The sequence below is a fragment of the Achromobacter sp. DMS1 genome (genome assembly GCF_001270295.1).
The window spans coordinates 1-8063 of record NZ_LHSJ01000192.1; the positions used below are offsets into that span (position 1 = coordinate 1).

General features: G+C 69.3%; 7 protein-coding genes. 5 read left to right on the top strand and 2 right to left on the bottom strand.

Going from position 1 to position 8063, the window contains the following annotated elements:
• Together AD428_RS26345 and AD428_RS19080 are read right to left on the bottom strand one after the other, a co-directional pair.
• Positions 1-315: FHA domain-containing protein (locus AD428_RS26345; RefSeq protein ID WP_160318605.1), on the bottom strand; the 315-nt coding region annotated here is incomplete at its 3' end.
• Between the two features lie 36 nt (positions 316-351).
• A complete protein-coding gene (locus tag AD428_RS19080) occupies positions 352-699 on the bottom strand; it encodes a TssQ family T6SS-associated lipoprotein (protein ID WP_235489922.1) in 348 nt (115 codons plus the stop codon).
• Positions 700-965: 266 nt separating this feature from the next.
• Between AD428_RS19080 and tssJ the strand changes: the two genes are divergently transcribed.
• The 5 genes from tssJ to tagF form a co-directional block, all read left to right on the top strand.
• Positions 966-1526, top strand: coding sequence for a type VI secretion system lipoprotein TssJ (tssJ, locus tag AD428_RS19085; RefSeq protein WP_053245286.1), 561 nt, complete (start codon positions 966-968; stop codon positions 1524-1526).
• A gap of 36 nt (positions 1527-1562) precedes the next feature.
• Positions 1563-2891 carry a type VI secretion system baseplate subunit TssK gene (tssK, locus tag AD428_RS19090; RefSeq protein ID WP_053246232.1) on the top strand — a complete coding sequence of 443 codons (1329 nt, stop codon included), beginning with the start codon at positions 1563-1565 and terminating at the stop codon, positions 2889-2891.
• 52 nt (positions 2892-2943) lie between these two features.
• Complete coding sequence (locus AD428_RS19095) at positions 2944-4218, top strand: DotU family type VI secretion system protein (protein WP_082308501.1); 1275 nt, start codon at positions 2944-2946, stop codon at positions 4216-4218.
• Positions 4215-7829 carry a type VI secretion system membrane subunit TssM gene (tssM, locus tag AD428_RS19100; protein WP_053246233.1) on the top strand — a complete coding sequence of 1205 codons (3615 nt, stop codon included), beginning with the start codon at positions 4215-4217 and terminating at the stop codon, positions 7827-7829. The genes AD428_RS19095 and tssM overlap by 4 nt, the downstream gene beginning before the upstream one ends.
• Positions 7811-8063 (top strand): type VI secretion system-associated protein TagF (tagF, locus tag AD428_RS19105; RefSeq protein WP_082308502.1); only part of this gene is annotated, 253 nt, incomplete at its 3' end. The genes tssM and tagF, both read left to right, overlap by 19 nt.

The window sequence follows — 8063 nt, forward strand, 5'->3', positions numbered from 1 at the left end:
GGCGGCGGCCGGCTCGCCCGCCGCCAGCACGTAGGGGCCGATTTCGATGCGGTCGCCTTCGCGCACCGGGGCTTCTTCCCAGGGCGCCAGGGCGCGGCCGTTGATGCTCACCGGCGACATGCCGCTCAGGTTGAGCAGCGCGCATTGTCCCTGGGCCACGCGCAGCGCCGCCTGCACGCGGCACAGGCCGTCGCCGGCCGGCAGCGCCAGGGTGTTCTGCGGCGCGGCCCCGATCGTGCCTCCCGGGCTGTCGAACAGGACGGACAGCGGCGTGAATCCGGGATGGCGGCTATGGCTCAGGGCGGTCAGTTTCATGGTGGGGGGCTCCAGCCGGGCGCGCCGCCGGCGGCGTCAGTGCGCGGCGCGCGCCTTGGCGAACACGGGGCCCCATTGCGGATGCCCGGCCTCGCTGGGCGACAGCGTGAAGGAAGGATCGATCTGCAGGATGCGCTCGAAGCCGTCCTGGCAGAGTTGCGTGTAATTGCTCATGCAGTAGCTGAAGGACTGCAGCTTCAGCGCCTCGATGCGCTCGGCGTCGGGCGCGCCAGCCAGCGTGTCCGAACGCGCCACGCGGCGGATGACTTCGCCATAGCGGCCGGCCGCGTAGTCGCTCTTGACCTGCGCCAGCTCGGCGGTTTCTTCGGCGGTGGCCGTGCGCTGCACCTTGCCGGGGACGGCGCAGCCGGCGGCCAGAATCATGACAAATGTCGCAGCGATGTATCGGAGGGGTTGGACCGGGATCATGGGAGGCTGAAACAGCTTTTCAGAGGGAAAAGACACAGGGGGTGCGCCGAATCATATCGGCACCGGGCGCTGAAATTACGTCTTTTCGTTTCTACACTGAATCAGAGTTGTTTTGAATGTGACAACCCGGTAAGAGCCGTAACGTCATCCTTGCATCACGGAAAAGTCATTTTTTTGCGGCCAAGATACGCGCTTCGCGAAATACAAGAATGGAGGGATCCATGCTCATGCGAGGCGCGACCTTGCACGCGTCCCTCGGGCGCCTGGCCCGCGCCGCCCTGGCGGCGGCCTCGGTCCTGGCGGTCGCAGGGTGCGCGTCCACCGCGCGTCAGGTGGCGGTGCCGTATGCCGTCGAGCTGACCGCGTCCAAGGACGTCAACCCCGATTCCAACGGCCGAGCGTCGCCGATACAGGTCACGATCTTCGAGCTGCGTTCGTCGAGCCAGTTCGAGAGCAAGGACTTCTTCACGCTGCTGGGCAATCCCCAGGCCGCGCTGGGCGCCGAGCTGCTGGATACCGAGCAGGTCATTCTCAAGCCCGGCGAAACCCGCGTCGTGCGCCGTCCCGGCAATGTCCAGGCGCGCGTGATCGGCGTGGTGGCCGGATACCGAGATCTCGAGCAGAGCGCGTGGCGGCGCACGGTGAATCTGCCCGAGCCGCAGAACACCAACATCTACAAGGTCTGGCAGTTCTCTCCGAGCGAAGAGCCGGTGCCCATCAAGGTGGACCGCAAGGGCCTGGAAGTCGTCAAGAAGGAGCGCGCCTGGTGGATGATCTTCTGAGAACCGCGACGCCGCGCGGCGTTTCTGGTGGGGCCTATGGCATCTAACAATAAAGTGGTCTGGTCGGAGGGCATGTTCCTGCGGCCGCAACATTTCCAGCAGTTCGAGCGCTATCTCGAGCACACGGCGCGCCTGCGCGCGCCCCAGTCGCATTTCTGGGGCTTCTACGAGCTGGCCTTCGACGAGGATGCGCTGGCCATCGGCAAGCTGGTGCTGAGGCAGGCGCAGGGCATCTTCCCCGACGGCACGCCGTTCCTGTTCCGGCACGCCGACGAGGCGCCGCCCGCGCTGGAAGTGCCGGCGACGCTGCGCGACGAACGCGTGATGCTGGCGCTGCCGCGCCTGCGCGAAGGCGCGTGCGACGTGCTCTACGAGGAAACGAACGCCGACCTCGCGCGCTATCTGGTGCACGAGGAAGAAGTGGCCGACAGCGGCGCGCTGGCGCTGGAGCCTGCCCTGCTGCAGCTGGGCCGTCCGCGCCTGCGGCTCATGCCCGAGAGCGAACTGGGCGACGACTGGGTGGGCCTGCCGGTGGCGCTGGTGCGCGAGCGCGGCGCCGACAACCGCGTGGCGCTGGACCCCGACTACATCCCGCCCTGGCTGGCGGCGGGCCGCCACGAAGTGCTGGGCGGCCTCATCGACGAGCTGTCCGGCCTGCTGCAGGCGCGTGCCGAATCCATGCACGAGCGCCTGGCGCAGCCCGGCCGGGGCGGTGTGTCGGAAGTGGCCGACTTCCTGCTGCTGGAAACCGTCAACCGCTACACCGGCGCGCTCTGGCACGCGCGGCAGGCGCCGGGCACGCACCCGGAGCGCGTGTTCCACGACTGGCTCATGCTGGCCTGCGACCTGGCCACCTACACCACCGAGGAGCGGCGTCCGCGCGTGCTGCCGGAATACCGGCACGACGACCTGCGGGCTACGTTCCTGCCGCTGATGCAGGAGCTGCGCCGCTCGCTGTCGGTGGTGCTGGAGCAGCACGCCATCCAGATTCCGCTGCAGGACCGCGGCCAGGGCGTGCGCGTGGCGCAGATCCCGGACGTGGAACTGCTGCGCACGGCGGCCTTCGTGCTGGCCGTGCACGCGGACCTGCCGCGCGACGTGGTGTCCGCGCGTTTTCCGGCGCAGGTCAAGATCGGCCCGGTGGACCGCATCCGCGATCTCGTCCACCTGCAGCTTCCCGGCGTGACGGTGCGCACGCTTCCGGTGGCGCCCCGGCAGATTCCGTACAACGCCGGGCACGTCTATTTCGAACTGGACAAGAGCGGCGATTTCTGGAAGCAGCTCGAGCGCACCGGCGCCATGGCCATGCATTTGGCCGGCGAATTTCCCGGACTCTCGATGGAGTTCTGGGCGCTGCGCGACTGACCGCCCCTGCCGGCCCCCCTCCGCGGGCGCGCCGGCGCTGAGATGACCCAATATGACAACCGACGCCATTCTCGATTCGCCCTTTCCCGGCCCCGCGCGCGGCGAAGGGCCGTGGCACCGCAGCGGCGAGTACGTCATCAGCGGCAGCAATCCGCTGGTGGCGGCCGCCAATCCGCTGCTGGACCTCGTGCCGCAGATCCGCAATACGGCCTCCCATCCTTCCCCCGCCATGCTGCGCGAGCAGCTGGTGGATGAGGTGCGGCAGTTCGAGCTGCGCGCGCAGCAGGCCGGCATCCCCAACGAAACCATCCTGGGCGCGCGCTACTGCCTGTGCACGGCGCTGGACGAGGCCGCCGCGCTCACGCCCTGGGGCGGCGGCGGGGTGTGGTCCGCGCACAGCCTGCTCGTGACCTTCCACAACGAAACCTGGGGCGGGGAGAAGTTCTTCCAACTGCTGGCCAAGCTGTCGCAGAATCCCAGCCATCACCTGGACCTGCTGGAGCTGCTGTACTACTGCCTCCTGCTCGGTTTCGAGGGGCGCTACCGCGTGCTGGACAACGGGCGCTCGCAGCTGGAAACCCTGCGCCAGCGGCTGCTGCGCATCCTGCGCGGCGCGCGCGGGGAATATCCGCGCGAGCTGTCGCCGCATTGGCGCGACATTCCCGCGCAGGTCGCCACGCGTCGCCTGCCGGTGCCGCTCTGGGTGTTCGCGGCGCTGGCGGGCGCGCTGGCCCTGGCAGCCTATTTCGGGCTGACGTGGCGCCTGGGCTCGGTGTCGGACAGCGCGTTCGCCGCGGTCGGCGCGGTGCAGACGCCGCGCCTGGAACTGGCGCGGGCGCCCGCGGCCAAGCCGGCGCCCAAGCCGCGCCTGGCCGAATTCCTCGCGCCGGAAATCCGCGAAGACCTGGTCACGGTGCGCGACGAGGCCGACCGCAGCGTGGTGGTGCTGCGCGGCGACGGCCTGTTCGATTCCGGCGCGGCCGACGTGCGCGAACGCTATCTGCCGGTGCTCGCGCGCGTCGCCGACGCGCTGCGCGAGACGGAGGGCAGCATTCTCGTGAGCGGCTATACCGACAACATTCCCAGCCGCGGCGCGCGCTTCCCGTCGAACTGGCACCTGTCGCAGGCCCGCGCCGACGCGGTCAAGGAGATCCTGGAAAAACGCCTGGACGATCCCAGGCGCGTGCGCGCCGAGGGCCGGGGCGATGCGGACCCGGTGGCGCCCAACGACACCGCCGCCAACCGCGCCCGCAACCGGCGCGTGGAAATCACGCTGCTGGTGCCGCCCGTGCCGCGCTCGTCCACGGTGGAAGGAGCGGCGCAATGATCCATACCTTCTTCGGTTTCCTGATGAGCCGCGGCCTGTGGAATTTCCTGGGCCTGGTGGCGCTGTCGCTGTTGATCTGGGTGGCGGGGCCGCTGCTCGCCGTGGGCCAGTGGCGGCCGCTGGAGCCGGCCGCCGCGCGGGCGGGCCTGATCGTCGCGCTGTTCGCGGTCTGGCTGCTGCGCATTCTGTGGCGCAAGTGGCGCCAGGGCCGGTTGAACGCCCAGCTGCTGGGGCAGCTGCGCCGGCCCGCCGCCGCCAAGCGCGAAGAGGCCAAGGAGCCCGTCAACCCCGAGGTGCGCGAGCTGCAAGAGCGCTTCGACGAGGCGGTGGAGCTGCTGCGCCGCACGCGCTTCGAGCATGGCGAGCGGCCGGGGTTCTTCTCGCGCTTTTCGCGCCAGTATCTGTACCAGCTTCCCTGGTATGTGTTCGTGGGCGCGCCGGGTTCGGGCAAGACGACGGCGCTGGTCAATTCGGGCCTGAATTTCCCGTTGGCCGACCGCTACGGCAAGGTCGGGCTGCGGGGCGTGGGCGGCACGCGCAATTGCGACTGGTGGTTCACCGACGACGCGGTGCTGCTCGACACGGCGGGGCGCTACACCACGCATGAGAGCGACCCCATCGGCGACGAGAACGAGTGGAAAGGCTTCCTGGGGCTGCTGTCGCGTTTTCGCGGCCGCCAGCCCATCAACGGGGCCATTCTGACCGTCAGCGTGGCCGACCTGCTTTCGGCCTCCGATACGGAGCGGGTGCAGCATGCGGCGGTGCTGCGCAAGCGCCTGCAGGAGCTGCGCGAGCAGCTCGGCATCCAGTTCCCCGTCTATGTGCTGGTGACCAAGGTGGACTTGCTGGCCGGCTTCGAGGCTTATTTCCAGTCCTTCGGTCGGGAGGATCTGGAGCAGGTGTGGGGCTTCACGCTGCCCTATGCGCGCTCGCAGGAAGAGGGCTTCGACCTGTACGAGGCTTTCCATGCCGAGTACCGCCTGCTGCAGCGCCGCCTGGACGACGCGCTGCCCGAGGTGCTGGCCGCGCAGCACGACGAGGCCGGCCGGGCGCTGGCCTACATGCTGCCGCAGCAGTTCGCCAGTCTGCAGAACGTGCTGGGCCAGTTCCTGAGCGACGTGTTCTCGGCCACGCGCTACGAGGCCCGGCTGGTGCCGCGCGGCGTGTACTTCACCAGCGGCACGCAGGACGAAGGCGAAACCTTCGACCAGGTCACCGGCAGCCTGCGGCGCTACCTGCGCCTGGACAACCGGCTGGAGACCCAGGCGCCGGCAGGCGAGGCGCGCAGCTTCTTCCTGAAGAACCTGCTGCAGGAAGTGATCTTCAAGGAAGCGGGGCTGGCCGGGCGCAACCTGCGCTGGGAGCGGCGCTACCGCCGCCTGCACTGGGCGGGCTACGGGCTCATCACGCTGCTGCTGGTCGGGCTGCTCGCCGGATGGTTCGTGAGCTATGGCAACAATTCGCGCTACCTGGCCGAGATCGAGCGGCGTGTGCCGGTGGCCGACAAGCTGGGCAAGGACTTGAAAATCACCCAGGCCGGCGACGTGCTGGGCCTCATGCCTTTCCTGGACGCGCTCTGGTATCTGCCGCAAGGGGCGGACTTCGACATCCACTCGCCGCCGCTGGGCTACCGCTTCGGGCTGTACCAGGGCGAGAAGATGTATGCCGCGGCGCAGGGCGTCTACCGCAATACGCTGGACCAGGTGCTGCTGCCTCAGGTTGCGCGGCGCGTGGAGTCGGCGCTGCGCAACGCCTCGCCCGACGACCTGGAATACGGCTACGAGGCCCTGCGCGCCTACCTCATGCTGTACGAGCCGGACCACTACGATGCCGACTTCATGCACGCCTGGCTGCTGTCCGACATGCAGAAGACGCTGCCCGAAGGCTACACGCGCCGCCAGTACGACATGATGTCGCTGCACCTGCGCAACCTGGTGCAGGGCAAGGTCATCGTCTCGCCGTTCCCCAAGGACGAGGCGCTGGTGGCCAGGGCGCGCGAGCAACTGGCGCGCTACACGCTGGCGCAGCGTTCCTACAGCCGGCTGCGGCGCCTGCTGATCGGCGGCTCCAAGGCGCCCGAGACCACGGTGGTGACGCTGGCCGGGCCGCAGGCCGGGGCGGTGTTCACGCGCAAAAGCGGCAAGCCGCTCACGCAGGGCATTCCCTCGCTGTACAGCTACGACGGCTACTGGAAGGTGTTCAATACGCGGGTGGGGCAGGTGGCCGAGCGGCTGCGCGCCGACGATGCCTGGGTGCTTGGCATCGAGCCGGGCAGCCTGCGCGAACGGGCGGGGCAGGACACGCTGGTCAACGACATCCGGCGGCTCTACCTGAACGACTATGTGGCCACCTGGGACGCCTATCTCAACGACATCAAGCTCGCGCCCAGCTCTTCGCTGCTGCAGAGCATCCAGACCTCGCGCACGCTGTCCGCGCCGGATTCGCCGCTGGTGAAGCTGGTGCAGGGCGTGGCGCGCGAAACCACGCTGCTGCGCGAGCAGGAAGGCGGCGCGCGCTCGCTGGTGGACGAGGCCAGGAGCCGGGTGAGCAGCACCCGCGAGACGCTGGAGCAGCTGTTCGGGCCGGTGGGGCCGACCGGCGGCACGCGCGCCGATGCGTCCGAGGGCAAGCTCGAAACCATCGTGGACCAGCATTTCGATTCGTACCGCCGCCTGGCCCAGCCGGACGCCAACGGCATGTCGCCGATCGCCAACACCACCGGTCTCATCAACGAGCTGTACACCTACCTGACCGCCTCGGACGCGGCGCTGCGCAGCGCCAACCCGGCGCCCAGCTCCGACGTGGTGACCAAGCTGCGCGCCGAGGCCGGCCGCATGCCCGAGCCGGTGCGCGACCTGCTCAACGGCCTGTCGGTGAGCGCCTCGGGCGAGGTGTCGGGCGTGGTGCAGGAGCAGCTCAACGACGAGGTGGCCGCTACCATCGGCCTGTTCTGCCGCCAGTCCATCGCGGGGCGCTATCCCTTCGCGCCCGCTTCCACGCGCGACGTGGCGCCCAACGACATGGCGCGCCTGTTCGCGCCGGGCACCGGCATGATGGACGATTACTTCCAGCGGCGGCTGGCGACGCAGATCGACGTGTCAGGGCCGCGCTGGCGCTTCAAGCCGGGCATCGACGGCACGCCGGGCAAGACCTCGCCCGTGCTCGACGCCTTCCAGCGCGCGGCCGTGATCCGCGATGTCTATTTTTCGGCCGGCAGCGTCACGCCGCAGTTCCGCGTGTCGATCCGGCCGGTGGAGATGGACAGCAGCATCACGCAGTTCCTGATGGATGTGGATGGGCAACTGGTGCGCTACGCGCACGGGCCGCAGGTGGCCACCCAGGTGCAATGGCCCGGCCCGCGCGGCACCAACCAGGTGCGCATCGAACTTCAGCCGCAGACCGGCACCGCCGGCGTGGTGGCCAACGGGCCCTGGGCGCTGAACCGGATCCTGCAGAAAGCCACGCTTTCGCGCGGCAGCGCGCCCGAGACGGTACTGGCGACCTTCGACATCCAGGGCCGCAAGGTGGTGCTGGAAATCACGGCCAGCAGCGTGAAGAGTCCTTTCAATCTGGCTGAGATGCGGGGGTTTGCATGTCCAGGCCGTTCGTGAAGACCGCCGGGGCGGCCGGCGCCGATGGCGTGGGCTGGTACGGCAAGCTGCCCGCTTCCGGGGATTTCGTGCATCGGCGCCTGCCGCGCGAGCTCATCGCGTGGTGGGACAGGTGGCTGCAGCACGGCCTGGCCGCGCTGCGCGCCGCGCTCGACGAGAGCGAGGCGCAGCGCGCCTATGCGGCCGCGCCCATCTGGAACTTCGCGATTCCCGCCGCCTGGGCGCGGGCGTGGT

Coding starts and splice junctions, on each gene's coding strand:
- AD428_RS19095 (WP_082308501.1), top strand. CDS start 2,944: ATGACAACCGACGCCATTCTCGATTCGCCCTTTCCCGGCCCCGCGCGC.
- AD428_RS19080 (WP_235489922.1), bottom strand. CDS start 699: ATGATTCTGGCCGCCGGCTGCGCCGTCCCCGGCAAGGTGCAGCGCACG.
- tssM (WP_053246233.1), top strand. CDS start 4,215: ATGATCCATACCTTCTTCGGTTTCCTGATGAGCCGCGGCCTGTGGAAT.
- tssJ (WP_053245286.1), top strand. CDS start 966: ATGCTCATGCGAGGCGCGACCTTGCACGCGTCCCTCGGGCGCCTGGCC.
- tssK (WP_053246232.1), top strand. CDS start 1,563: ATGGCATCTAACAATAAAGTGGTCTGGTCGGAGGGCATGTTCCTGCGG.